The sequence below is a fragment of the Streptomyces sp. NPDC003393 genome (assembly GCF_053589015.1).
This window is the reverse complement of the sequence record NZ_JBSFRB010000022.1, coordinates 74,643-96,838: the sequence shown is the minus strand read 5'-3', so window position 1 is coordinate 96,838 and position 22,196 is coordinate 74,643. Positions and strand designations below refer to the sequence as shown.

At 72.7% G+C, this 22,196-nt stretch carries 20 protein-coding genes; 12 read left to right on the top strand and 8 right to left on the bottom strand.

The features are described from left to right. The first annotated feature begins 18 nt into the window (after positions 1-18). The 6 genes from thrC to ACWDUZ_RS21770 all read left to right on the top strand — a co-directional run bounded on the left by thrC (position 19) and on the right by ACWDUZ_RS21770 (position 7,205). Positions 19-1,305: a threonine synthase gene (gene thrC / locus ACWDUZ_RS21795; protein ID WP_451633443.1), complete on the top strand. Its 1,287-nt coding sequence runs from the start codon at positions 19-21 to the stop codon at positions 1,303-1,305. Further along, positions 1,302-1,577 (top strand): MoaD/ThiS family protein, encoded by a 276-nt coding sequence (locus ACWDUZ_RS21790; RefSeq protein ID WP_361031487.1) that lies wholly within the window; start codon positions 1,302-1,304, stop codon positions 1,575-1,577. Before thrC ends, ACWDUZ_RS21790 begins: the two co-directional genes overlap by 4 nt. 428 nt (positions 1,578-2,005) lie before the next feature. Beyond that, a complete protein-coding gene (locus tag ACWDUZ_RS21785) occupies positions 2,006-2,209 on the top strand; it encodes a cold-shock protein (RefSeq protein WP_009189266.1) in 204 nt (67 codons plus the stop codon). Between the two features lie 329 nt (positions 2,210-2,538). Next, positions 2,539-4,161, top strand: coding sequence for a chaperonin GroEL (groL, locus tag ACWDUZ_RS21780; protein WP_451633442.1), 1,623 nt, complete (start codon positions 2,539-2,541; stop codon positions 4,159-4,161). Between the two features lie 213 nt (positions 4,162-4,374). Further along, complete coding sequence (locus ACWDUZ_RS21775) at positions 4,375-5,538, top strand: NADH:flavin oxidoreductase (RefSeq protein WP_451633441.1); 1,164 nt, start codon at positions 4,375-4,377, stop codon at positions 5,536-5,538. A 197-nt stretch (positions 5,539-5,735) separates the two neighbouring features. Further along, positions 5,736-7,205, top strand: coding sequence for an MFS transporter (locus ACWDUZ_RS21770; RefSeq protein WP_451633440.1), 1,470 nt, complete (start codon positions 5,736-5,738; stop codon positions 7,203-7,205). Positions 7,206-7,214: 9 nt separating this feature from the next. On the opposite strand, the gene ACWDUZ_RS21765 is transcribed toward ACWDUZ_RS21770, so the two are convergent. From ACWDUZ_RS21765 to ACWDUZ_RS21755, 3 genes are all read right to left on the bottom strand, one after another. Beyond that, positions 7,215-7,799, bottom strand: a complete 585-nt coding sequence (locus ACWDUZ_RS21765) for a hypothetical protein (RefSeq protein ID WP_451633439.1) — start codon at positions 7,797-7,799, stop codon at positions 7,215-7,217. Positions 7,800-7,837: 38 nt separating this feature from the next. Continuing rightward, positions 7,838-8,773: an N-acetylmuramic acid 6-phosphate etherase gene (gene murQ, locus ACWDUZ_RS21760; RefSeq protein WP_451633438.1), complete on the bottom strand. Its 936-nt coding sequence runs from the start codon at positions 8,771-8,773 to the stop codon at positions 7,838-7,840. Positions 8,774-8,890: 117 nt separating this feature from the next. Continuing rightward, positions 8,891-9,838 (bottom strand): MurR/RpiR family transcriptional regulator, encoded by a 948-nt coding sequence (locus ACWDUZ_RS21755; RefSeq protein WP_451633437.1) that lies wholly within the window; start codon positions 9,836-9,838, stop codon positions 8,891-8,893. A gap of 56 nt (positions 9,839-9,894) precedes the next feature. On the opposite strand from ACWDUZ_RS21755, the gene ACWDUZ_RS21750 reads away from it, so the two are divergent. Then, complete coding sequence (locus ACWDUZ_RS21750; RefSeq protein ID WP_451633436.1) at positions 9,895-10,278, top strand: hypothetical protein; 384 nt, start codon at positions 9,895-9,897, stop codon at positions 10,276-10,278. 37 nt (positions 10,279-10,315) lie between these two features. Next, positions 10,316-10,591 (top strand): DUF4031 domain-containing protein, encoded by a 276-nt coding sequence (locus tag ACWDUZ_RS21745; protein ID WP_451633435.1) that lies wholly within the window; start codon positions 10,316-10,318, stop codon positions 10,589-10,591. On the opposite strand, the gene ACWDUZ_RS21740 is transcribed toward ACWDUZ_RS21745, so the two are convergent. Both ACWDUZ_RS21740 and ACWDUZ_RS21735 read right to left on the bottom strand, forming a co-directional pair. Continuing rightward, a complete protein-coding gene (locus ACWDUZ_RS21740; protein WP_451633434.1) occupies positions 10,573-11,640 on the bottom strand; it encodes a GNAT family N-acetyltransferase in 1,068 nt (355 codons plus the stop codon). The two genes, ACWDUZ_RS21745 and ACWDUZ_RS21740, sit on opposite strands and share 19 nt — an antisense overlap. 28 nt (positions 11,641-11,668) lie before the next feature. Beyond that, on the bottom strand, positions 11,669-12,322 hold the full coding sequence (locus ACWDUZ_RS21735; protein WP_451633433.1) for an HD domain-containing protein: 654 nt from the start codon (positions 12,320-12,322) through the stop codon (positions 11,669-11,671). 47 nt (positions 12,323-12,369) lie between these two features. Between ACWDUZ_RS21735 and ACWDUZ_RS21730 the strand changes: the two genes are divergently transcribed. Next, positions 12,370-13,056, top strand: coding sequence for a maleylpyruvate isomerase family mycothiol-dependent enzyme (locus ACWDUZ_RS21730; protein WP_451633432.1), 687 nt, complete (start codon positions 12,370-12,372; stop codon positions 13,054-13,056). A gap of 88 nt (positions 13,057-13,144) precedes the next feature. After that, positions 13,145-13,864, top strand: coding sequence for a copper homeostasis protein CutC (locus tag ACWDUZ_RS21725; protein ID WP_451633431.1), 720 nt, complete (start codon positions 13,145-13,147; stop codon positions 13,862-13,864). Between the two features lie 25 nt (positions 13,865-13,889). Here ACWDUZ_RS21725 and ACWDUZ_RS21720 read toward each other — a convergent pair whose 3' ends face one another. Continuing rightward, positions 13,890-15,989 carry a HelD family protein gene (locus ACWDUZ_RS21720; RefSeq protein WP_451633430.1) on the bottom strand — a complete coding sequence of 700 codons (2,100 nt, stop codon included), beginning with the start codon at positions 15,987-15,989 and terminating at the stop codon, positions 13,890-13,892. 316 nt (positions 15,990-16,305) lie between these two features. On the opposite strand from ACWDUZ_RS21720, the gene ACWDUZ_RS21715 reads away from it, so the two are divergent. Both ACWDUZ_RS21715 and ACWDUZ_RS21710 read left to right on the top strand, forming a co-directional pair. Further along, positions 16,306-16,500, top strand: coding sequence for a hypothetical protein (locus ACWDUZ_RS21715; RefSeq protein WP_451633429.1), 195 nt, complete (start codon positions 16,306-16,308; stop codon positions 16,498-16,500). Positions 16,501-16,532: 32 nt separating this feature from the next. Next, a complete protein-coding gene (locus ACWDUZ_RS21710) occupies positions 16,533-17,702 on the top strand; it encodes a glycosyltransferase 87 family protein (RefSeq protein ID WP_451633478.1) in 1,170 nt (389 codons plus the stop codon). On the opposite strand, the gene ACWDUZ_RS21705 is transcribed toward ACWDUZ_RS21710, so the two are convergent. Further along, positions 17,668-19,311, bottom strand: a complete 1,644-nt coding sequence (locus tag ACWDUZ_RS21705) for a DNA repair helicase XPB (protein WP_451633428.1) — start codon at positions 19,309-19,311, stop codon at positions 17,668-17,670. The two genes, ACWDUZ_RS21710 and ACWDUZ_RS21705, sit on opposite strands and share 35 nt — an antisense overlap. Before the next feature lie 87 nt (positions 19,312-19,398). Beyond that, positions 19,399-22,074 carry a helicase-associated domain-containing protein gene (locus ACWDUZ_RS21700; protein WP_451633427.1) on the bottom strand — a complete coding sequence of 892 codons (2,676 nt, stop codon included), beginning with the start codon at positions 22,072-22,074 and terminating at the stop codon, positions 19,399-19,401. Between the last annotated feature and the right edge of the window lie 122 nt (positions 22,075-22,196).

Here is a 22,196-nt window from a genome sequence, read left to right as displayed (position 1 = left end):
GAAAGGGCCTCGCCTCACATGGCTGTGCAGACTGTCGCAAGCAGCACCTCCGGATCCACCGTCGACCTGGGCCCCGCCGCGGCCCTGAGCTGTCGCGAGTGCGGTCACCGCGTCCCCCTCGGCCCGGTCTTCGCCTGCGAGGAGTGTTTCGGCCCGCTGGAGATCGCCTACGACTTCTCGGCCTACGACACCGAGGAGCTGCGCAAGAAGATCGAGGCCGGCCCCGCGAACATCTGGCGCTACGCGCCGCTGCTGCCCGTCCCGGCGGACGTGGCGGACAAGCCGAACCTCAACCCCGGCTGGACCAAGCTCGTCAAGGCCGACCGCCTCGCCCGTGAACTCGGCGTCACCGGCGGGCTGTACGTGAAGGACGACTCCGGCAACCCGACGCACTCCTTCAAGGACCGCGTGGTCGCCCAGGCCCTGGAGGCCGCCCGCGCCTTCGGCTTCACCACTCTGTCCTGCTCCTCCACCGGCAACCTCGCGGGCGCCGTCGGCGCCGCGGCCGCCCGCGCCGGCCTCCGCTCCTGCGTCTTCATCCCGCACGACCTGGAGCAGGGCAAGGTCGTCATGGCCGCGATCTACGGCGGCGAACTCGTCGGCATCGAGGGCAACTACGACGACGTGAACCGCTTCTGCTCCGAGCTGATCGGCGACCCGGCCGGCGAGGGCTGGGGCTTCGTCAACGTCAACCTGCGGCCGTACTACGCCGAGGGCTCCAAGACGCTGGCGTACGAGGTCTGCGAGCAGCTCGGCTGGCGGCTGCCGGACCAGATCGTCGTCCCGATCGCCTCCGGCTCCCAGCTCACCAAGGTCGACAAGGGCCTCCAGGAGCTGATCAGGCTCGGGCTGGTCGAGGACAAGCCGTACAAGATCTTCGGCGCCCAGGCGGAGGGCTGCTCGCCGGTGTCCACGGCCTTCAAGGCCGGGCACGACGTGGTGCGCCCGCAGAAGCCGAACACCATCGCCAAGTCGCTGGCGATCGGCAACCCGGCCGACGGGCCGTACGTGCTGGACATCGCGCGCCGCACGGGCGGTGCGGTGGAGGACGTGACGGACCAGCAGGTGGTCGACGCGATCAAGCTGCTCGCCCGCACCGAGGGCATCTTCGCGGAGACCGCCGGCGGCGTCACGGTCGGCGTCACGAAGAAGCTGATCGACAGCGGAGCCCTCGACCCGACGAAGACCACCGTCGTCCTGAACACCGGCGACGGCCTGAAGACGCTGGACGCGGTGGCCGGCACCGGCCTGACCGCCACCATCCGCCCGACCCTGGACTCCTTCCGAGAGGCTGGCCTCGTATGAGCGTGACCGTTCGCATCCCCACCATCCTGCGCACCTACACCGGCGGACAGGCCGAGGTGAACGCCGAGGGCGCGACCCTCGCCGAGGTCATCTCCGACCTGGAGAAGAACCACACGGGCATCGCCGCGCGCGTCCTGGACGACCAGGGCAAGCTGCGCCGCTTCGTCAACGTCTACGTCAACGACGACGACGTCCGCTTCGAGCAGGGACTGGAGACGGCCACCCCGGACGGCGCGGGTGTGTCGATCATCCCCGCGGTCGCCGGCGGCTGACCATTACCCTCGGTAATTCGATTACCGATTGTTCACGGAACGGCCCCCTCCGTAAGGGAAGCGGAGGGGGCCGTTCTGAGTGATTGAGCGCGGTAGAGTTGGGGAACGCGCCCCCGGTCCACGGATCGGTAAGTCCTGGTTTCCTGCCGCACGCCGATAAGAAGTAGCCAAAGTGTGCGGGCTTTTCGCGGCATTTGTCTTGTTTGTGGGGCCCGACTTGCCCTGAATCAAGCTGAATTCTCGTCATATTCCGGACCCCGTCCGTCCAGAATTCTCGTCCGATTGACCTGTTGCAGACGGCAGTTGGACAGATACATTCAGCCGCGGTCGACGCGTTCCGGCGCACGCCCCCGTCCACGGGGGGTGAGGTCTGACCCGGGTCCGCGAAGTGTGGATCTGTGCAAGGGCCAGTAATAGGGGAGTTAGGCATGGCTCAGGGCACCGTCAAGTGGTTCAACGCGGAGAAGGGGTACGGCTTCATCGCGGTCGACGGTGGTGCGGACGTCTTCGTCCACTACAGCGCGATCCAGATGGACGGCTACCGCTCGCTGGAAGAGGGCCAGCGGGTCGAGTTCGAGATCTCGCAGGGTCAGAAGGGCCCGCAGGCGGACATGGTCCGCGTCACGGCCTGATTCGCGCGACCACCGCAAGCGATCAGCTTTCGAGGGGCCCGCACCTCCACCCGGGGTGCGGGCCCCTCGGCGTGTCGCCGTACGCGTGGGCCGCCACCCCGGCCGTCGCGCCCCGAGGAGGCTCGCTTCGCGAGCACGCCTTGCACTCGGGTGGGTCGAGTGCTAATCATTGGCGTTAGCACTCTGAAGGTGAGAGTGACAGCGAAGGACCGGGTCGGTGAGGCCCGCGGGCCGGGTGGGGCAAGGAACCACGAGGCCGGCGAGCCGTCCGTCGCGGGCGCGGGCGCGGTCCGAAGGAATCACCCCCAGTCCTGGAGGGACCACTTCACATGGCCAAGATCATCGCGTTCGACGAGGAGGCGCGGCGCGGCCTCGAGCGCGGCATGAACCAGCTCGCGGACGCCGTCAAGGTGACCCTCGGCCCCAAGGGCCGCAACGTCGTCCTCGAGAAGAAGTGGGGCGCCCCCACGATCACCAACGACGGTGTCTCCATCGCCAAGGAGATCGAGCTCGAGGACCCGTACGAGAAGATCGGCGCCGAGCTGGTCAAGGAAGTCGCCAAGAAGACGGACGACGTCGCCGGTGACGGTACGACCACCGCGACCGTTCTCGCCCAGGCCCTGGTCAAGGAGGGCCTGCGCAACGTCGCCGCCGGTGCCAACCCGATGGCTCTGAAGCGCGGTATCGAGAAGGCCGTCGAGGCCGTCTCCGCCGCCCTGCTCGACCAGGCCAAGGAGGTCGAGACCAAGGAGCAGATCGCCTCCACGGCCTCCATCTCCGCCGCCGACACCCAGATCGGCGAGCTCATCGCCGAGGCCATGGACAAGGTCGGCAAGGAAGGCGTCATCACCGTCGAGGAGTCGCAGACCTTCGGCCTGGAGCTCGAGCTCACCGAGGGCATGCGCTTCGACAAGGGCTACATCTCCGCCTACTTCGCCACCGACATGGAGCGCATGGAGTCGTCGCTCGAGGACCCGTACATCCTCATCGCGAACTCCAAGATCTCCGCGGTCAAGGACCTGCTCCCGCTGCTGGAGAAGGTCATGCAGTCGGGCAAGCCGCTGCTGATCATCGCCGAGGACGTCGAGGGCGAGGCCCTGTCGACCCTGGTCGTCAACAAGATCCGCGGCACCTTCAAGTCCGTCGCCGTCAAGGCCCCGGGCTTCGGCGACCGCCGCAAGGCCATGCTCGGCGACATCGCCATCCTCACGGGCGGCGAGGTCATCTCCGAGGAGGTCGGCCTCAAGCTGGAGAACGCGTCTCTGGACCTGCTGGGCCGCGCCCGCAAGGTCGTCATCACCAAGGACGAGACCACGATCGTCGACGGCGCCGGCTCCACGGAGCAGGTGCAGGGCCGGGTGAACCAGATCCGCGCCGAGATCGAGAACAGCGACTCCGACTACGACCGCGAGAAGCTCCAGGAGCGCCTGGCCAAGCTCGCCGGCGGTGTCGCGGTCATCAAGGCCGGTGCCGCCACCGAGGTCGAGCTCAAGGAGCGCAAGCACCGCATCGAGGACGCCGTCCGCAACGCCAAGGCGGCCGTCGAGGAGGGCATCGTCGCCGGTGGTGGCGTGGCCCTGCTCCAGACCACCAACGTCTTCGAGAAGCTGGAGCTCGAGGGTGACGAGGCGACCGGCGCCCAGGCCGTGAAGCTCGCCCTGGAGGCCCCGCTGAAGCAGATCGCCGTCAACGCCGGCCTCGAGGGCGGCGTCGTGGTGGAGAAGGTGCGCAACCTGACCCCGGGTCACGGCCTGAACGCCGCGACCGGCGAGTACGTCGACCTGGTCAAGGAAGGCATCATCGACCCGGCGAAGGTGACCCGTTCCGCGCTGCAGAACGCCGCCTCCATCGCCGCGCTGTTCCTGACCACCGAGGCCGTCATCGCCGACAAGCCGGAGAAGGCCGCCGCGCCGGCCGGCGGCGGCATGCCGGGCGGTGACATGGACTTCTGATCGACCGGTTCCGGTTGATCGACCGTCCTTCACACCGAGGGCGGCACCCCCTGGAGACAGGGGGTGCCGCCCTCGGGCGTGTTCCGGGTCGCTTCGGCGGGGCGCCGGGCGGGACGTAACACATCTCACGGCCGACACCACTGTACGTGTTCCATGCGTGTGCACATACCATGCGGTATCCGTGCCGCAGACCTGTCCCGCAAGGAGCCCCCCATGACAGTCACCGCCTCCGGACCGGCCCCCGAGTCCGGGCCCGCCGCCCCGGGATCCGCCTCCCGTACGGCCTCGGTCCTGTCCCGTCCCGTCACGCCGAACGGCCTGAGCGTCCCCAACCGGATCGTGATGGCCCCGATGACCCGCAGGTTCTCCCCGGGCGGCATCCCCGGCGAGGACGTGGTGTCGTACTACGCCCGCCGGGCCGCGGCCGGTGTGGGTCTGATCGTCACCGAGGGCACCTACGTCGGGCACCCGTCGGCCGGTGAGAGCAGCCGGGTGCCGCGGTTCCACGGCGAGGAGCAGCTCGCCGGCTGGGCGAGGGTGGCCGAGGCCGTGCACGCGGCGGGCGGGACGATCGTCCCGCAGCTGTGGCACATCGGCATGGTCCGCAGGCCGGGCCGCCCGCCGTTCGCGGACGCGCCCCCGGTCGGCCCCTCCGGGCTGCGCGTCGGAGAGTCCGAGGTCACCGGCAAGGCCATGACCCGGCAGGACCTGGACGACGTCGTCGCCGCGTTCGCCGAGTCGGCCGCGGCGGCGGAGCGCATCGGCTTCGACGGCGTGGAGCTGCACGGCGCCCACGGCTATCTGCTGGACCAGTTCCTGTGGGCGGGCACCAACCGCCGCACGGACGCCTACGGCGGTGATCCGGTGGCCCGGACGAGGTTCGCGGCGGAGGTCGTCGCGGCGGTCCGTGCGGCCGTCTCGCCCGGCTTCCCGGTCATCTTCCGGTACTCGCAGTGGAAGCAGGAAGCCTACGACGCCCGTCTCGCCGAGACGCCCCAGGAGCTGGAGGCCGTTCTGGCCCCGATCGCGGCGGCCGGAGTGGACGTCTTCCACGCCTCCACCCGCCGCTACTGGCTCCCCGAGTTCGAGGGCTCGGACCTCAACCTGGCGGGCTGGACGAAGAAACTGACGGGCAAACAGGTCATCACCGTGGGTTCGGTCGGCCTGAACGGCGACTTCCTCAAGGCCTTCCAGGGTGAGGGCGCCGCGCTCGGCAGCCTGGACAACCTGCTGGACCGCCTGGAGCGCGACGAGTTCGACCTGGTGGCCGTGGGCCGTGCGCTGCTCCAGGACCCGGAGTGGGCGGCGAAGGTCCTGGGCGACCGCTTCGACGAGCTCGAGCCGTACGACGCGGAGGCCCTGAAGACGCTGAGCTGAGGGCCGTCACCCGACGGCGGTGGCACGGGATCGGGCCGCACACGACCGGGCCGCAGGAGGCCGGCGCCCGCCCGCGCACGTGACGCGAGCGCGGGAGGCGCCGGCCTTCTTTCCGGCCGAAATTAGCTTGCTTAAGTCAATCAAGTCCAATTAAGGTTGCCTGAGTCAAGTACATCTGCTCGACGGAGACACTCTTCATGTCCGACGCACTCGCCCCGCCGGCCGGCGCCGGGGCACCACCCAGACCCGACGTCGTGGTGGCCGTGCTGGCCCTCGGCGGCATCGTGGTCTCGCTGATGCAGACCCTGGTGATCCCGATCGTCCCGGAGCTGCCGAAGCTGCTGCACGCCTCCGCCTCGGACGCCGCCTGGGCCGTCACCGCCACCCTGCTCGCCGCCGCCGTGGCCACCCCCGTGACGGGCCGCCTCGGCGACATGTACGGCAAGCGCCGCATGCTCCTGCTGAGTCTGGCCATGCTGGTGATCGGCTCCGCCACGGCCGCGCTGAGCGACTCCCTCACGCCGATGATCGTCGGGCGGGCCATGCAGGGCCTCGCCTCGGGCGTGATCCCGCTCGGCATCAGCATCATGCGCGACGAACTGCCCGCCGAGCGGCTCGGTTCGGCCACCGCGCTGATGAGCGCCTCCCTCGGCGTGGGCGGCGCCCTCGGCCTGCCCGCTGCCGCCGTGATCGCCGAGAACTTCGACTGGCACATGCTGTTCTGGACCTCGGCGGCCCTGGGCCTCCTCGCGGCGGTCCTGGTCCTGTTCCTGGTGCCCGAGTCGAGGGTGCGCACCGGCGGCCGCTTCGACGGCGTGGGCGCGGCCGGCATGGCTGTCGGCCTGGTCTGCCTCCTGCTGGCCGTCTCCAAGGGCGCCGACTGGGGCTGGGGCAGCGGCACCACCCTCGGCCTGTTCGCGGCGGCCGTCGTGATCCTCGTCGCCTGGGGCGCCTTCGAACTGCGCGTCGAGGCCCCGCTGGTGGACCTGCGCACCACGGCCCGCCGCCAGGTCCTGGTGACCAACCTGGCCTCCGTCGCGATCGGCTTCGCGATGTTCTCGATGTCGCTCGTCGTCCCGCAACTGCTCCAGATGCCGAAGCAGACCGGCTACGGCCTGGGGCAGTCGCTGCTCGCCTCCGGCCTGGTGATGGCCCCCTCCGGTCTGGTGATGATGGCCGTGGCGCCCGTCTCGGCGGCCGTCTCGCGGGCGCGGGGCCCGAAGACGACCCTGATGACCGGCGCCCTGATCGTGGCCGCCGGCTACGGCCTGAACATCGTCCTGATGGACCAGGTCTGGCACTTCGTCCTGGCGTCCTGCGTCATCGGCGCCGGAATCGGCTTCACCTACGGCTCGATGCCCGCGCTCATCATGGGCGCCGTTCCCGCCTCCGAGACCGGCGCGGCCAACAGCCTCAACACCCTGATGCGTTCGATCGGCACCTCCACCGCCAGCGCGGTCGCCGGCGTGGTCCTCGCGCACATGACCACGACGTTCGGTTCCTCCGCGCTGCCCTCCGAGAACGGCTTCCGCACGGTCCTCGCGGTCGGCGCGGGCGCCGCCCTTCTCGGCTTCGCCGTCGCCTCCTTCATCCCGAGGCAGCGGGTCACCTCGCCGGGCGGGCCGTCGGCGGCGGCGGAGGCGGAGGTGCCCGCGTCGAAGGCGTAGGGCGGGCGGCTACAGGTTGCCCAGCGGCTCGATGTCGATCCGTACCGGGGTTCCCCAGACGCGTACGACCTCGTAGTCGGTGAACTCGTGCACCAGCCGGTAGGCGGTCGCGGCGCGCGGTCCGCGCCGCTGGGCCGCGATGAACAGTTCGGCCTCGCGCCGGTCCCGGCGCGGGGTGCCGCACAGTTGCCACTCCTGTCCGTTCCACAGCTCCGGCAGCCACCGCTGCTGGGGCTGCGGCCGTTCCTCACGCGTGCCGTAGCGGGAGGGGGCGGGGGAGGAGGCGGGCGGTTCGCCGGCCGGCCGGCCGTACGACGGCCCGTACAGGTCCGTTCGGCGGGCGATGCGCCGCCGGGTCTCGCAGAGCAGGCAGCGGTCGGGCGCGCTGTCGTCCACGGGGCCGTTGGGGTGCTCGGGGCACCGGGTGGCGGGGGCCGCGCCGGCGACGCTCTCCTCCAGCAGGTCGAGGGCGCGCCTCAGGTCCCCCCTGACCTCGTGCAGCTTGGCGTCGGGCGTGTCGACGGTGAGCGCCTCGCCGTGCTCGCCGAGAAGACGGAGAGCCCGGCCGAGTGCGGTGAGCTGGGCGTGATTCATCGTGCCCTCCAGCGTACGGCCGGGGACCGCCCCGGCGGTCAGGCGCGGGCCCGGTCCAGGGCGGCGCGGAGGTGGCCGGCCGAGTCCTTCAGGAGGTGGTCCGCCGTCCCCGCGTCGACGCCGGACAGCAGGACCAGGATCGCGTTCTTCACCTCGCCGTCGGTGGCCGCGAGCGCCCGCTCGATCTCCTCGTCCGCCGCGCCCGTGGCGAGGGCAACGATCCGGCGGGAGCGGGCGCGCAGCTTGTCGTTGGAGGCGCGTACGTCGACCATCAGGTTCCCGTAGGTCTTGCCCAGCCGGATCATCGTGATCGTCGAGATCATGTTCAGGACCAGCTTCTGGGCCGTGCCTGCCTTCAGCCGGGTGGAGCCGGTGAGCAGTTCGGGGCCGACCACGATCTCGATGCCGTGCTCGGCGGCCGCGGCCAGCGCGCTGCCCGCGTTGCAGGCCAGGCCGATGGTCAGGGCTCCGCGCGCGCGGGCGTGCTCGACCGCGCCGATGGCGTACGGGGTGCGTCCGGAGGCGGAGATGCCGACCACCGTGTCGTCCGCGGTCAGCCCGAGGGCGTCGAGCGCCTGGACGGCCAGCTCCCGCGAGTCCTCCGCGCCCTCGACGGAGGTCACCATCGCCTCCGGGCCGCCCGCGATCAGGCCGACGACCTGGGACGGCTCGGTGTTGAACGTGGGCGGGCACTCCGAGGCGTCCAGCACCCCGAGCCGCCCCGCCGTCCCCGCGCCCGCGTAGACCAGCCGCCCGCCGCGTGCCATCCGCTCGGCGACCGCGTCGATCGCGGCGGCGATCTCCGGCAGTCGCTTCGCCACCGCGGCCGGCACGGCGGTGTCCTCGGTGTTCATCAGCCGCGCGATCTCGAGCGTGGGCAGCCGGTCTATCTCGGCCAGCTCGGGGCGGAACGCCTCGGTCGTCAGCGACTCCAACTGGGCGCGCAGCTCACGGAAGGGGGACGTGGAGGTCATGAAGGGCGGCTCTCTTCGGAACTCTCTGGGCTGGGGCGATGCGGTACGGCCGGCGGTGCCGGTCGGCCTCGCCGGCTCGGGGCGTCGTCCGGCCGGCGGACGCGGCCCCGCCGGTGGCTACGAACGCCGGCTGCCACCGCGTGGACTGTGCCGGTGGGCCAGCGCCTCGTACGACGCCGCGAGGGCCGGTGCCGCCGTCTCGTACGTGCGCTGGGCGACCCCCACGAACAGGCAGTCCACCACCAGAAGTTGGCTGGTGCGGGAGGACATCGCCGCGGGGCGCAGCTCGCTCTCGCGGGAGGTGGAGGTGGTCAGGACGTGGTCGGCGTACTGAGTGACGGGCGCGTCGGGGCGGCCGGTGATGGCGACGGTGGTCGCGCCGCGCTCGAAGGCGACCCGCAGCGGCTCGATCACGTCTCCGGTGGAACCCGAATGGGTGATCGCGATCGCCATGTCGCCGGCGCGCAGTTGCACGGCGTTGGTGACGGCGAGGTGCGGGTCGCTGGGCGCGTGGGCGATCAGCCCTATCCGCAGCAGCTTCTGGGTCAGGTCCTGGGCGACCAGGCCGGAGGCCCCTATCCCGTAGACGTCCGTGCGGTGGGCGGCGGCCAGCGCGGCGACGGCGGCGCCGAGTTGGACGGTGTCCAGGCCGGCGGCGGTGTCGGCGAGGGTCTGCTGCTCCTCGTAGGCGAGTTTGGCGACGACGTCGGCGATGGGGTCGTCCACCGCGATGTCGGTCGTGATGGCGGGCGCGCGACCGGACTGCTGCTGGGCGGCCAGGCCCGCGAGAGCGAGGCGCAGATCGCGGTAGCCGGGGTAGCCGAGCAGCCGGGCGGTGCGCACGACGGTCGCCTCGCTGGTGCCGGTGAGCTCGGCGAGGCCGGTGACCGTGAGGGCCGCGCAGCCGGCCGGGTCGTGCGCCACGGCCTCGGCGACGCGCTGCATGGAGCGGGTCATGGAGGGCGCGAGCGTGCGAACCTTGGCCGCGAGGGCGGCGGGTGCGGGGGGTGCGCCGATCGCCGGGCCGCCGGTGGGGGCGAAAATTTCCTTCACGTCCTGGGTCACACCCTGAAAGATATTTTCCGATCGGACATGTGGTCAAGAGTGCGCACAATGGAGGCATGGAGCCCATCAGCCCCCTGGAGCAGGCCCTGCACGCCGCCCGCGCCCTCATCCTGGCCGATCTGATCGCCGCCGAGGTCGCCGAGGCGGACGTGGTCTCGCTCGTCGAGGACTCCGTCGCCCAGCGCCGCTGGTGGGTGGAGCAGTGGCCGGACGGCGCGCGGTACGTGGCCGGACTGGTCGCCCAGGACGTGCAGGACGCCCTCCTGGAGCGCTACGGACGCTGGCCGCTGTGCCCCGTCTGCGGTTACGGCGACCCGCACGCGCTGGATGTGGAGCCGGAACTCGGACCGGACCCGCACTGGGTGTGCTCCAAGGCGGGCGTGAAGGTGGCGCCGGTGGGAGCGCTGGGGACGGCGACGGGCGGAGAATCCCTGTCGTGAGGGACGAGCGAACCGCCCTCACCCGGACGGCGGCGTCATGATCTACATCGACCCACCCACCTGGCCCGGCCACGGCCTGATGTGGTCGCACCTGGTCAGCGACGTCTCCTACGAGGAGCTGCACGTGTTCGCCGCGCGGTTGGGCGTGGCCCGCCGCGCCTTCGAACGCGACCACTACGACCTGCCCTCCCACCGCTACGCCGACGCGGTCGCGGCCGGTGCGCTGGAGGTCAGCAGCCGCGAGGTGGTACGGCTGCTGTACGCCTCCGGCCTGCGCCTGCCCAAGCACGGCCGTCAGCGCCGCAGTTCGTAGGCGAGTGCCTCCCCGTCGTCGTCCGCCCGGACGAAACCGGCCCGGGCGACCACCCGTTGGGAGGCGGCGTTGTCCCGGTCGATCCGCGCGTACAGCCGCCGCACGTCGTCCCGAGCCAGGGCCCACGCCGCCAGCGTGCGCAGCGCCTCGGTGGCGTAGCCGTGGCCGCGGGCCGGCTCGGTGAGGTCGTATCCGACCTCCGCCCGGCCCTGCCCGTCGGGCGGCCCGTGGAAGCCGATCGCGCCGACGGCGCCCCCGTCCTCCCGCCGCACCAGCACGAACATCCCCCACTCGGGCCGGTGGTCCCCGCTCTCGTACTCCTTCACCACCATCCCGGCGGCCTCCCGCGTGCCCTCGTAGGGTCCGCCGCCGACCCACGCGAACCCGCCGTCCCCGCCGCGGTCGAGATCACGGGCGGCGGCGGGGGTGACACCGTGGAGGGTGAGCCGCTCGGCGGGGATCACCAGGGGATTGCTCCACCGCCACTCGGTGACCGGGGCGCGGCCGGGCAGCTCGCCGCGGCCGGTGGCCCACAGCAGGGTCGGCCAGGGGGACGGTCCCGGCCGGACGTGCGGGAAGAGCCGGGTCAGCACGTCCTCGCACAGCTCGGCGGGCGGCTCGTGGTCCAGCCCCAGCCCCTGGGCGATGTCGTGCGTGTGCAGCAGCACCTCCGCGACGCCCATCGCCGCGAAGCCCTCGCGGTCCGCGCCGCGGAAGGGGTACGGGTGGAAGGCCCGGACGTCCCGCGGAGTGGTGCGGACGGCGGCGGCGAGCAGGGCGCCGGTCGTCTCGATCACGTCCACGGCGCCCGCGTTGTCGGTGCCCTCGTCGAGGGTGATCTCGAAGGGGACGTACGCGCTCTGCGCACGGCCCGCCAGCTGCCCGGCGTAGGCGATGAGATCGCCCGCCACGTGCTCGGCGGTCTGCCGGCAGCTCCACGTCAGCCGCCCGGCCCTCACCCTTTCCCAGTCCCGGTCCGTCGCCGTCCGCAGCAGCGCCACCGCGTCCGCGACGGCCTGCTCCACCTGGTCCCCGCCCCATGCCCGCATAGGCCGCAGCGTAGGGGCGAAGGCGCCCTCAGAGCGACAGCATTTCCAGTTCGGAGGTGATGTTGTAGCGGGCCGTCGCCTCCCAGTGCCGTTGCGCGTACGGGGTGCGGAACAGGTGGGGCAGCGCGAGGAGCTGGCGCAGGACGCCGGCCCGGCCCTCGCGGAAGGCCTCGTTCGGCACGAAGTGGTACTCCTCGCGGACGGCGGTGGCGTAGGCCGCGTACCCCGACGGGGCGGAGGCCAGGATCGCCAGGTCGGCGTCGCACAGAACCTGGCCGTCCGTGTCGTCGTCGGCCGGATCGTGGGTGACCGTGAGGCGCACCAGCCGGGCCACCTCGGCGGTCTTCGCCTCCGGCACACCGGCCTCCGGCAGCGCGCGCTCGGCGAGGCGGGCGGAGCGCTCCTCGTTCTCGGACCGCTCCGGCAGGTAGACGGCGTCGTGGAACCAGGCCGCCAGCCGGACCACGTCCGGATCGGCGGCGTACTCCTCCAGTACGTCCACGTGCTCCAGGACGGCGGTCAGGTGGGTGAGCGTGTGGTAGTGCCGCTGCGGCTCCTGCCACCGGGCGAGCAGGTTGTCGGCGTACGGCACCGGGTCCGGGCCCCCGCCGGAGCCCCGGGCGCCCTCCAGGGCACGGGTCCAGCGGGCGCGCAGCGCGTCGAGCTCGGCGTGATCGGCCATGCGTTCATTCTCCCGTCGTGGGGGGCGAGAGCCCTAGCGTGGTCGGCATGACTTCTGCCGAACTGCACGAGGTACGGGACCCCGAGCTGCCCGGGCGGCTGCTGGCCATGGAGCGCGACGCGCTGATCCCGCTGCTGCGGGCGCGACCGGAGGCGGACTTCGCGCTGCCGACCGCCGCGTGTCCGGGGTGGACGGTGCGGGACGTGCTCGCGCACTGTTCCGCCGCGCTGACGAGGGTGTTGGAGAGCAGGTTCGAGAGGGGGGTGTTCTCGCCGGAGTCCAACGCGCGGGACATCGCCGAGCGGGCGGGCTGGACGAACGCGCGGGTGGTGGACGAGCTGGAGCGCGGGATGACCGACGCGGGCCCGTTGATCGCCGAGGCCGGCGGGGTGCTGGACATGATCGCGCTGGGCGAGTGGGTGCACGCGGGTGACGTGCGCGACACCTTCGGCGCGCCGGGGGCCTACGCCGGCGCGGGGTTGTCGTACGCCCTTCCGCTGCTCGTCCGGGTCACCCGCGAGAAGGCGCACCTGCCGCTGCACGCCGACCTGGACGACATGGACGAGCCGCTGCGGCTCGGTGACGTGAGCGGTGAGCGGCCCCCCGCCCGCTACATCGGCGACGCCGCCACCCTCGTACGGCTCTACGCGGGCCGGCCGGTTCCGTCGGCGGGGGACGGTGCGGGCTACGAGCTCGCGGGCGCCGAGCGGGCGGAGCTGAACATCTTCCGGTGAGGCGGTTGTCGGCCGTGAACCCCGTCCGGCGTACCCTGATATTGGACTAGACCTGTCAGCCCCAGGGGAAACCGAGGAAAGGGTTCCTATGAGCATGCGTACAGTCCTGGAGGTGATCGCCCTCGACGTCGAGGACGCGGTCGCCGCCCAGGCCGGAGGCGCGGACCGCCTCGAGCTGGTCACCGACATGGCGGCCGACGGGCTCACTCCGCCGCTCGACACCGTCGCCGGGATCCGCGCCGCCGTCGGCATCCCGCTGCGCGTGATGGTGCGGCTGACGGACGGTTTCGCCGCGGGCGGTGCCGGGGGCGTGGACAGGCTGGCCGCGGTCGTCGGGGAGCTGCGGGCGGCCGGGGCCGACGAGTTCGTGCTCGGGTTCCTCGACGCGGACGGCGCGGTGGACCTGGGGGCCGTGGAGCGGGTGGTCGCCGCACTGGACGGCTGCCCCTGGACCTTCCACCGCGCCATCGACCGGGCCGCCGACCGCGACGCGCTGCGCAAGCAGCTGGACGGGCTGCCCGGTCTCGACACGTACCTGACCGCCGGCGCGGCCGGCGGTGTGGACGACGGCCTGCCCACCCTCCTCGCGGAGGTGGCGCGCGGCGGGCAGCCCGGCTACGAGCAGCAGATCATGGTGGGCGGCGGTCTGCGCCTGGACCACGTACCCGCCCTGCGGGCCGCCGGTATCGACGCCTTCCACATCGGCGGCGCGGCCCGCCCGGACGGCTGGGCGGGCCCGGTCTCGGTGGACGCGGTCGCGCAGTGGCGCACGGTGCTGGACGCGGAGACCGTCGGGTCCGCCGTCTGAGCGGGTCCGTGCCCGTGCCGTCCGGTCAGGCCAGCTGGGGCGGGAGTGCCGCCTTGTGGGTGATGATCAGGCCCGAGACCGCTCGGGTCAGGGCCACGTACAGGCGGCGCAGGCCGGTGCGTTCGTCGGGTTCGCCGTCGACCACGGCCTGCGGCTCGTCCAGCACCACGTAGTCGTACTCCAGACCCTTGGCGAGCGAGGCCGGGACCAGGGTGAGACGGGTCTCGGCCGTCGTCTCCCGGCCGGGGGACAGATACGTCAGTCCGGCCGCCGTCAGCGCCTCGGCGAGGGCCGGGACGCGGGCGTCGGCGGCGATCAGGCCGGTCGAGCCCTCGTTGCGCAGCAGCTCCGCGCAGGCGGCGACCACGCCGGCGTCCCCGGCCGAGTCCGCCCCGGTGGGACGGATCTCGAAGAAGCCGGGGCTCTCGCGGACCGACGCCACCGACGTCAGGCCGGGCGCGATGTGCGGCAGCAGCCGGGAGGCGTAGGCGATGACGTCCGTCGGCACGCGGAAACCGGCCGTGAGCTCCTCGACGACCCCGTCGGACTTGCCGAGGTGCGCCAGCGCCTCCTCCCAGGTGCGGGTCGCCCACGGCGTGGTGCCCTGCGCCAGGTCGCCCAGGACGGTCGCGGAACCGGTGCTGCAGCGCCGGCCGACCGCCCGGTACTGCATGGGGGACAGGTCCTGTGCCTCGTCGAGGACCACGTGGCCCAGGGAGTGGGTGCGTTCGACGAGATCGGCGGCCTCGTCGATCAGCACGGCGTCGGCCGCCGACCACTTCGCCGACCGCACCGACCGTACGGGCCTGGCCCACAGGATGGTCTTCTGCTCCTGCTCGGTGAGGATGCCCTCGGCGTGCGCGGCCAGGAAATCCGCGTCCGTCAGCAGTCGCAGCACCAGCTTGGCGGGATCGACGGCCGGCCAGACCGCCTTGACGGCCGCCTTCACCGCCGCGTTGCGGGCGACCGCGTCCTGCACCCGGTCGTCCGGTGCCTCGCCCGCCCGTTCCATCTGTACCAGCACCGCGTGCGCGATCCGCTGCGGCAGGGCCTCGCGGGCCGCGCCGTAGCGGATGCCCCGGTCCAGCAACTCTCGGACGAGATCCTCCAGTTCGTACGCCGGGACCCGCCAGCGGCGGGATCCGCGCACCACCACGACCGGTTCGGTGGGCATCGTGACGTGCGAGTACACGGCCCTGTGCAGCACCTGGGCCATGCGCGCGTCGCCCTTGACGATCGCGGCCGGCGCGTCGTCCGTGCCCCGCACCTCCACGTGGGCCACCAGGTCGTCGACGGTCGCCTGCCGGACCGTCAGCTCGCCGAGTGCCGGCAGCACCTGCTCGATGTAGTGCAGGAAGGACTTGTTCGGGCCGATGACCAGCGTGCCGGTGCGGGCCAGCCGCTCCCGGTGGGCGTAGAGGAGGTAGGCGACCCGGTGCAGGCCGACGGCGGTCTTCCCGGTGCCGGGGCCGCCCTGCACGCAGACCGTGCCGCCCAGTCCGGACCGCACGATCTCGTCCTGCTCGGGCTGGATGGTCGCGACGATGTCGCGCATCGGACCGACGCGCGGACGCTCGATCTCCTGCTGGAGCAGCTTGCTGGCGGTGGCCTCCTCGGCGGGGTCGGACAGGTGCTCGTCCTCGTACGCGGTGAGGCCGCCGCCGGTGTAGCCGAAGCGGCGGCGCAGCCCGACGTCCATCGGGTCCTTCCGGGACGCCCGGTAGAACGGCTGGGAGACCGGTGCGCGCCAGTCGATGACCATGGGATCGCCGTCGGCGTCGTGCACATGCCGCCGCCCGATGTAGAAGCGCTCTCCCGCGGCGCCCTCCGCCTGTTCCGCGCCGGGTGCGTGCAGGTAGTCGAGGCGGCCGAAGAACAGCGGGGTGTCGCTGAGGTCGGCCAGCGCCTTGATGCGCTCGTCGATCTGGCGGGCGAGGACCTCGGCGTTGACCCAGTTCGCGGTGACGTCGCGGATGTCGAGCGACTCGACGTCCTCGCGCATGGCCCGCAGCGCGGCGCGGGAGGCGGCCAGATGGAACCGCTCGCGGGCCAGCGGATCGTCGGTGTCGGCCGGGCGCGCCTCGGTGTCGGCGGGATGCGCGGCGGGTTCGGCGGGCGTGGACAAGGGGGTGCCTCCGGAAGACCTACGGGACAGACAGCCGGTGTCTGGACGGCCGGGCCGTGCGGCTGCGGGATCTGCCGGCCGGTTTCCGTCCGGTCGGCGGCGCTCCATGGAGGGAGGCGGGCAAGAGCGGAGATTCTAGGTCGCAGGAGGGCACGGATGCCAACCGGTTTATTCGGACTCGGTCGATTCCGCGCCCCCTAGGGGGCGCCGTCCGACGGGTGTAGGGGATCCGGTCCCCCCAGAGGGGTACGTGAAGGCTTCCAGGTTGGCTCCGCGGAGTGATGCCGGCCGCAGGGCTCTGATCGACCATGGAGTCATGAGCGCAGCAACCGTCCATCCGGCTCCCGCCGCCCGTCCGGCCGGTGGCCCGGCCGTCCCCGGCGGCCGTGACCTCGGCCGTCGTCATCGTCTGGGCGACGCCCTGCACGCCGTCAAGGTGTTCGTGGGCGCCGCGTTCGACGTGGTCCTCCTCGGGGAGTACGTCGAGAAAGCAGGCATACGCCACAAGTAACCGATTAGGGTCGGTTCGTGACAGAACGGACGATGGCCCTCCGGTCGCAGGCGGCTACCCCCCTCGTCCTGCTCGCCGTCTCCTTCACCGCCCTGGCGATCCTGCTCGCCGTCTTGGGCGTGCCCATGCCCGACGCGCTGGTCTACCAGGCCGAGGGCGCGGCCGTCGTCCACGGCCATGACCTGTACGGCTTCACGATCACGGTGGGGCGACTGCCGGCCACCTACCCGCCGTTCGCGGCCCTGCTGTTCGTGCCGACGGCATGGCTCGCGACGCCGGCGCTGAAGCTGGCGTTCCTCGCGGGCAACGCGCTCCTGCTCGCCTGGCTCGTCTCGCTGTCCGCCCGGCTCGCGGGCCGCCGGCCCGGGCCCGCCCCGCTGTGCGTCGCGACGGCCCTCGCCCTCTGGCTGGAGCCGGTCTTCCAGACCTTCGTGTTCGGGCAGATCAACCTCGCGCTCGCCTGTCTGGTCCTGTGGGACCTCACCCGGCCGCCCGGCGCGCGCGGGAAGGGGGCCGCGATCGGGGTGGCGACCGGCATCAAGCTCACCCCGGGACTCTTCGTCGTCTATCTGCTGCTGCGCGGGCGCCGGCGGGAGGCCGTCACGGCGCTGGCCGCGTACGCCGCGACCGTCGCCGCGGGCGCGCTCGTCCTGCCCGCGGCCAGCGTCGAGTACTGGACCCGTCTCGTCTTCGACACCGACCGGGTGGGGAAACCATGGATCATCGACAACCAGTCCCTCCAGGGACTGATCGCCCGGGCGCTGCACGATCCGACGCCCGGACCGGCCTGGCTGGTCCCGTCGTGCGTGGCGGGTGCCGTCGGCCTGTGGGCAGCCCGACGCCAGCGGCGGGAGCGGTGGGGCATCGTGCTGACAGGCCTGACCGCCCTCCTCGTCTCGCCGATCAGCTGGTCCCACCACTGGGTGTGGTGCGTCCCGCTGCTCGCCGTGCTGCTGGCCGAGGGCCACCGCGTCTGGGCGGTGGCCACCGTGCTCTGCTTCACGGCCCGCACGATGTGGCTGGTGCCCCGAGCCGGCGACGCGGACCTGCACCTGCGGTGGTGGCAGCAGCCCCTGGCATCGCCCTACGCGCTGCTGACCTGCGTGCTCCTGGCGTGGATCGTGCTGGGGCGTCGGCGGGCCGGGCCGCCGGAGGGAAGGCGTTCGCTCAGTTCTCCGCCAGCAACTCGTCCGCGTCCATGATCCGGTAGGCGTAGCCCTGTTCGGCCAGGAAGCGCTGACGGTGGGCGGCGAAGTCCTGGTCGATGGTGTCGCGGGCGACCACCGAGTAGAAGTGGGCCTGGTGGCCGTCGGCCTTGGGCCGCAGCACCCGGCCGAGGCGCTGGGCCTCCTCCTGGCGGGAGCCGAAGGTGCCCGAGACCTGGATGGCGACCGTGGCCTCCGGCAGGTCGATGGAGAAGTTCGCGACCTTCGACACCACCAGCACGTTGATCTCCCCCTCGCGGAAGGCGTCGAAGAGCTTCTCCCGCTGGGCGTTGGACGTCTCCCCCTTGATGACGGGGGCACCGAGATGCTCGCCCAGCTCGTCGAGCTGGTCGATGTACTGGCCGATGACGAGGATCTGCTGCCCGGCGAAGCGGCGGACGATCGCCTCGGTGACCTTCCGCTTGGTGTCGGTGGTCGCGCAGAAGCGGTACTTCTCCTCGGTCTCGGCGGTGGCGTAGGCGAGCCGCTCGGAGTCGGTCAGGTTCACCCGGACCTCGACGCAGTCGGCGGGCGCGATGTAGCCCTGCGACTCGATCTCCTTCCACGGCGCGTCGAACCGCTTCGGCCCGATCAGGGAGAACACGTCCGACTCACGGCCGTCCTCGCGCACGAGCGTCGCGGTCAGCCCGAGGCGGCGGCGCGCCTGGAGGTCCGCGGTGAACTTGAAGACCGGCGCGGGCAGCAGATGCACCTCGTCGTAGACGATCAGGCCCCAGTCCCGGGAGTCGAACAGCTCCAGGTGCGGGTAGACGCCCTTCCGCCTGGTGGTGAGGACCTGGTACGTGGCGATGGTGACGGGCCGGATCTCCTTCCTGGTCCCGCTGTACTCGCCGATCTCGTCCTCGGTCAGCGAGGTCCGCTTCACCAGCTCGTGCTTCCACTGCCGGGCGGAGACGGTGTTCGTCACCAGGATCAGGGTGGTCGACTTGGCCTGCGCCATCGACCCGGCGCCGACCAGCGTCTTGCCCGCCCCGCAGGGCAGGACGACGACACCGCTGCCGCCGTGCCAGAAGTTCTCCACGGCCTGCTTCTGGTACGGCCGCAGCGCCCAGCCGTCCTCGCGCAGCTCGATCGGGTGCGCCTCGCCGTCGACGTAGCCCGCCAGGTCCTCGGCCGGCCAGCCCAGTTTCAGCAGCACCTGCTTGATCTGGCCGCGCTCGGACGGATGCACCGCCACGGTGTCCGGATCGATCCGGGCCCCGACCAGCGGGGCGATCCGCTTGGACTTCAGCACCTCCTCCAGCACCGGCCGGTCGGTGGTGGACAGCACCAGCCCGTGCGCCGGGTGCTTGGTCAGGGTCAGGCGGCCGTAGCGGTCCATCGTCTCGGCGATGTCGACGAGCAGCGCGTGCGGCACCGGATAGCGGCTGTACTGCACCAGCGCGTCGACGACCTGCTCCGCGTCGTGCCCGGCGGCGCGGGCGTTCCACAGGCCGAGAGGGGTGACGCGGTAGGTGTGGATGTGCTCGGGCGCCCGCTCCAGCTCGGCGAACGGCGCGATGGCGCGACGGCAGTCGTCGGCCCGCTCGTGGTCGACCTCGAGCAGCAGGGTCTTGTCCGACTGGACGATCAGGGGACCATTCACGCGCAGCGCCCTTTCCGTGTGACCAAACGTCCAGTGTGCCCTACGTACCGCCGATCACGGCCGTGACGACGGTCGCACGGCAGGCCTTCAGGCCCCTTCGTCGGCGAGCTCGGCCACCCCTGTGATCCGGTGCAGCGGATACGTCCGCACCTCGTCGGCGGTGTGGTCGTACGCCGTCACGAAGCCGCCCTCGACCCGGATCGGGGCGATGACCCGCTGGCTGGCGGCGCCCTCGGCGTTGACGTACCCGATCCACAGGGCCTCACCGGTGAGCACGGCGGCCTGCACCGTGGCCAGGGTCTCGGCGGCGCCGGTGCGGGGCAGCTCGCCGCCCGCCACGGGGTCCGCGGTCGGCTTGCGCGGGGCGATGGAGGCCAGGTCGCCCGCCCGGATGGCGCGGATCGCCGCCGACAGAAGAGTGGCGTCCGGGGTGGGCGGACCCTCCGGGACGGGTTCGGGGGCGGTGCGCGGCGGGGTGCGGTAGGAGTCCGCCCGGGTGATCAGGACGTCGCCCTCCGCCGACTCGGCGGCCGGGGCGTAGCCCATGGCGCGCAGGCCTTCCAGAAGCGTGCCCGGGTCGGCCTGGGTGGCCAGCAGGGTCGGCGCGAGACGGCGCAGCCGCAGCCCGGCGGACCGCTTGTCGGCCAGGATCTCGTTCAGCAGCGCGTCGTCGTCACAGCGCACATACGCCGAGGCGGCCCCGACGCGCAGATGCCCGTGGCGCCGGGCCACGTCGTCGACGAGGTAGGACAGCGGCTGCGGCACCGGCGTACGGGAGTGTTCGGCGAGGAACGCGTGCAGGTCGGCGGCGGTCCGGCCGGCGTCCAGGGCGCGGCGCACGGAGGCCGGGGTGAACCGGTACACGGTCGCGCCGCCCTTGGACTCCACGTCCGCGAGCACCCCCAGCGTCTCGGCCAGCGGGCGCTGCAACGGTCCGGGCGCCACCGCCGTCAGATCCGCCTGGAGCAGCACGTGGTCCAGGGGTTCGGGCAGCAGCGGGGCGAGCAGACGGGCGGCCGCGGCGGTGGCCGTGGCCTGCTCGGCGGGGGAGAGGGGCTCCCGGGCGGTCAGGGGGTCGGGGACCACGGCGGACGGGTGGTGCCGGTGGACGGGCAGCTTGTCCCCGGGACCGGAAGCGGGACCGCCCCGGCCCACGGGCGCGGCCTCCGGCGCGGGCACCGTGCGCCCGCGCGCCGCGGGCGCCGGGTGCGGGAGAACAGGCTGCGCGGGAACGGGGTGCGCGGGAACGGGTGGTGCGGAGGCCGGGGCCGGCGGCGCGCCCAGCAGCGCCCGTCCGTGCGCCGAGAGAGCACCCCGGCCGGTGACGCCCAGCTGCTCCGCCTCGGACAGTGTCCACCGGGCGAGCCGGCCGCGCAGGTCGTGCTCCTGATCGCGCTGCGGGCCGCGCAGCGGGCGTTCCCAGCGCAGCCGGGCCAGCACCGACTCGGCCGACGGCTCGGTTCCCTCGGGCAGTCCGGCGAGCAGGGTCAGCACCCGGTGCCGTACCTCCGGCGCGGCCGAGCGGTCCAGGCCGGGGCCGAGCGCGGACAGCGTGCGGTCCTTGGCGTCGCGCCCGCCGACCAGGCCCGGCGTCCGCGTCCCGGTCAGCCAGGCCTCCGCCAGCCGGGCCCAGCGCTCGGCGGGGGGCCGGTCCAGCCACTCGTCGTAGGCCGGGGTAGCCGCGTACCGCTCGTCCGCCTCCCCGTCGGAGGCCAGCAGTCCGGCCGCGTGGGCGAGCTCCACCCAGAAGGCGGCCACCGGTTCGGAGACGTCCAGGGCGACCGCGGTGCGCTTGAGGTCGCGCACGCTCAGACCACCTGCGCGCAGCACGCTCGGTCCGCCCTCGTCCCAGTCCTTGAGCAGTTCTTCCACGGTGGCCAGCGCGGTGTACGCCTGTCCGGCCGCCGTCGCGTCCACCACCTCTGGACGGTGCGTCGCGGCCGCCTCCACGGCGGGCGGCAGCGGCTCGGGCGCGCGGTGCGCGCGGCCCGCACGCAGATGCAGCGCCACCTCGCGCGGCAGGACGACCGTGCCGGGCGCGGTGGGCAGCAGCAGACCCCGGTCGAGCAGCCGCCGCAACCGGGGCGCGGGATCGGCGGTGACCTGGCCGTACGGCGGCCCCCACACCAGCCGTTCGAGCACGTCGAGCGAGTCTGCCGGGATCTCGGCGAGCAGCGCGGCCATCCGCTCGCGGTCGGTGAACAGGGCGGTCAGCGAGGCCACCGCGGAGACCGAGTCGTGGGTCGATGGAAGCCCCGTGGCGGTGAGGATCTCCTGGATGCGCCCCGGCGACATGCCCGCCGTCGCCTCCTGCACGCTCGGTCCGAGCCCGGTCGGCGACGGGTGCTGCGGCGAGGGCGCCAGCAGTTCGCGGGCGGTGCGCACCAGGCGCAGCCGGTCGTCGCCGCCCCAGACCAGGGCCTGCTCGCGCAGCGTGGCGACGGCCCGGGGCAGGGCGGTGGCCACGGCGGGATCACCGGCGTCCCCGGCCATCAGGCCGAGGAGTTCCGCGTACGTCGCCGGGTCGCCGGCCACCGCCAGCGCCTCCGCGGTCTGGAGCGCGAACCGGTCCAGCCGTTCCAGAGCGCGCACCACCGAGGCGCGGGTCCCGGCGCGGGTGGCGAGCTGGGTGAGATCCGTCGGGACCGGCGTGATGAGATCGGGCCGGCTGCGCAGCAGCGTGGCCAGGGAGGCGTCGTCGCGCGCGCGAAGCGCCTCCGCGAGCGAGCGGGGGGCCGGTGCCGGTTTCTCATCGCTGCTCATCCGAACCACGGTAGCGGGTGGATGTGCGCGTTTGACCGCTCGTTCGCCCGCGGGGCGCTCGTCCGTTCCCGTAGCGGCGCGCCCGCGAGCCGCTACGACGACTGCGGAGCACGCGGTACCTT

Bases quoted from the DNA above. Each gene is read 5' to 3' on its own strand.
- ACWDUZ_RS21700 (WP_451633427.1), bottom strand. From the start codon at position 22,074: ATGAGCAGCGATGAGAAACCGGCACCGGCCCCCCGCTCGCTCGCGGAG.
- thrC (WP_451633443.1), top strand. From the start codon at position 19: ATGGCTGTGCAGACTGTCGCAAGCAGCACCTCCGGATCCACCGTCGAC.
- ACWDUZ_RS21710 (WP_451633478.1), top strand. From the start codon at position 16,533: ATGGCCCTCCGGTCGCAGGCGGCTACCCCCCTCGTCCTGCTCGCCGTC.
- ACWDUZ_RS21765 (WP_451633439.1), bottom strand. From the start codon at position 7,799: ATGAATCACGCCCAGCTCACCGCACTCGGCCGGGCTCTCCGTCTTCTC.
- ACWDUZ_RS21770 (WP_451633440.1), top strand. From the start codon at position 5,736: ATGTCCGACGCACTCGCCCCGCCGGCCGGCGCCGGGGCACCACCCAGA.
- ACWDUZ_RS21790 (WP_361031487.1), top strand. From the start codon at position 1,302: ATGAGCGTGACCGTTCGCATCCCCACCATCCTGCGCACCTACACCGGC.
- ACWDUZ_RS21725 (WP_451633431.1), top strand. From the start codon at position 13,145: ATGAGCATGCGTACAGTCCTGGAGGTGATCGCCCTCGACGTCGAGGAC.
- ACWDUZ_RS21775 (WP_451633441.1), top strand. From the start codon at position 4,375: ATGACAGTCACCGCCTCCGGACCGGCCCCCGAGTCCGGGCCCGCCGCC.
- ACWDUZ_RS21730 (WP_451633432.1), top strand. From the start codon at position 12,370: ATGACTTCTGCCGAACTGCACGAGGTACGGGACCCCGAGCTGCCCGGG.
- ACWDUZ_RS21715 (WP_451633429.1), top strand. From the start codon at position 16,306: ATGAGCGCAGCAACCGTCCATCCGGCTCCCGCCGCCCGTCCGGCCGGT.
- ACWDUZ_RS21750 (WP_451633436.1), top strand. From the start codon at position 9,895: ATGGAGCCCATCAGCCCCCTGGAGCAGGCCCTGCACGCCGCCCGCGCC.
- ACWDUZ_RS21740 (WP_451633434.1), bottom strand. From the start codon at position 11,640: ATGCGGGCATGGGGCGGGGACCAGGTGGAGCAGGCCGTCGCGGACGCG.
- ACWDUZ_RS21745 (WP_451633435.1), top strand. From the start codon at position 10,316: ATGATCTACATCGACCCACCCACCTGGCCCGGCCACGGCCTGATGTGG.
- ACWDUZ_RS21785 (WP_009189266.1), top strand. From the start codon at position 2,006: ATGGCTCAGGGCACCGTCAAGTGGTTCAACGCGGAGAAGGGGTACGGC.
- ACWDUZ_RS21735 (WP_451633433.1), bottom strand. From the start codon at position 12,322: ATGGCCGATCACGCCGAGCTCGACGCGCTGCGCGCCCGCTGGACCCGT.
- murQ (WP_451633438.1), bottom strand. From the start codon at position 8,773: ATGACCTCCACGTCCCCCTTCCGTGAGCTGCGCGCCCAGTTGGAGTCG.
- groL (WP_451633442.1), top strand. From the start codon at position 2,539: ATGGCCAAGATCATCGCGTTCGACGAGGAGGCGCGGCGCGGCCTCGAG.